At 38.3% G+C, this 1456-nt stretch carries 1 protein-coding gene; it reads right to left on the bottom strand.

Features of this window, described 5'->3' with window-relative positions; all coding sequences use genetic code 11:
• Positions 1–674: 674 nt before the first annotated feature.
• The gene (locus CWB98_RS23020; RefSeq protein WP_138546931.1) at positions 675–1346 is read right to left on the bottom strand and encodes a hypothetical protein; all 672 of its coding nucleotides are present in this window, start codon (positions 1344–1346) and stop codon (positions 675–677) included.
• Between the last annotated feature and the right edge of the window lie 110 nt (positions 1347–1456).

Below are 1456 nucleotides of genomic sequence, written 5' to 3'. Positions count from 1 at the left end.
CCCCGCAGGCCTACTCGGCTTGACATCGCTGGAGCGTCCATATATGTCGCTTGTTCTCGTGTGAATATATGCGCTTGATACATCAACTAGGGAGGCCTCAATTATGAGGGGATCCCCCAGCGCTTGCCTAACCGGCGCGAAATAGCAGGCTAAAATTAGCGACAAAGGAACGCAAGCCTGCTATTTCGCGCCCTTTGGTTTAGGCACTTGTTATACTTACCCGTCACTAGACTCGATCTTGTAATAACCACCTCCGCTATCAGAATAAGACATACCACTATACTGATACAAGACAATAGAGATACAAATTAAGGTTGCTGCAATATTAGTTTTTTTAATTGAGTTGTAATAGTGAGTCTTAAAATTGGGTGATACTTTTAAGTATAGAAATGTTGCCAAGAACAGCGGTACAGTAATTATTAAAATTAGCCCAGCAACAAAAAAATGAGTTAAATAATCTTCATAGTAGTATGGGAAAAGCTTGTCCCATACTAGTGAGAAAGAAGTGAAGTAAATCAGAATACATATAAATGTCGAAGCAATTGATACTAGAACTTTTTTCATCCACCGAACTCTAGGTAAGTATAACGCTCGCTTAACCGGCGCAAAATAGCAGGCTAAAATTAGCGAAAACGGAGCAAAAACCAACTGTTTTTGTCCTATTAAACAACTTGTTAGCTCTCGGGACAAGCATTTTCCCAAGATTTAATTTCCTCCAATAAAGCCGCCTCAACTTGTTTGTGCAGCGATACGTTATGTTCGTTAAGGCTATAGTTATACACTATATCTTTGTACACAACGTTTACTTTACAATTGTATGAGCCAGCTAATTTACCACAAAATCCTATATACCAGTCTTTTGCTTTTTGTTTGATCGAGTTTTTAACTGGAGCTGACTTTACAAGGTGCCAAGGCCCTATTTCTTTTTTGAAAGTGAATACTTTGAAAAAGTCAGTTTTTGGGTCTTTATATATTATTGGCTTTTCAATTTCTTGATGGATATTCCACGCATTATCGCTGAGCCCATTAATATCAATGGTCGATAATGGGTAAATAATTCCGTTTACGTCATGCATCACTTTCGGATTGTAGTCGTTCGCATGACTTAAAGAATACTCAGGCACCTTATTCTTTATCCGCTGAGCAGGAATATACACTAATTGTTGCCCTGCTGAGTCGTCCAACTCTCCTTTTATAGGAGCCAATATTGAATCCATGAATGAAGTATTTGGTGAGTAAGATTTGGGGTAACAAATAGTAGTTTCATCAAATGTCACTCTAACTAGTTTTTCGGCTACCGAAGAGAACGGCAAAAAAATTAATATAAGAGCTAATTTAAAGTGCATGATTTTATAAATCCATTTAGAGAGCTAACGCCCAAATCATGGGCAAGTAGGTTTGTAGTGGTCAACTAATCCCGGACAGTAAATAAAGTTTTTCTTCCGCAACTGCTTGC

Source organism: Pseudoalteromonas rubra, assembly GCF_005887115.1.
In the GTDB taxonomy this organism is placed as follows: Bacteria; Pseudomonadota; Gammaproteobacteria; order Enterobacterales; family Alteromonadaceae; genus Pseudoalteromonas; species Pseudoalteromonas rubra_F.
Note: the sequence above shows the minus strand (reverse complement) of the source record. Positions and strands in the feature narration are given on the sequence as shown.

What these genes read in the sequence shown, in the direction of transcription:
- CWB98_RS23020 (WP_138546931.1), bottom strand. Translation starts at nt 1,346, where the DNA reads ATGCACTTTAAATTAGCTCTTATATTAATTTTTTTGCCGTTCTCTTCG.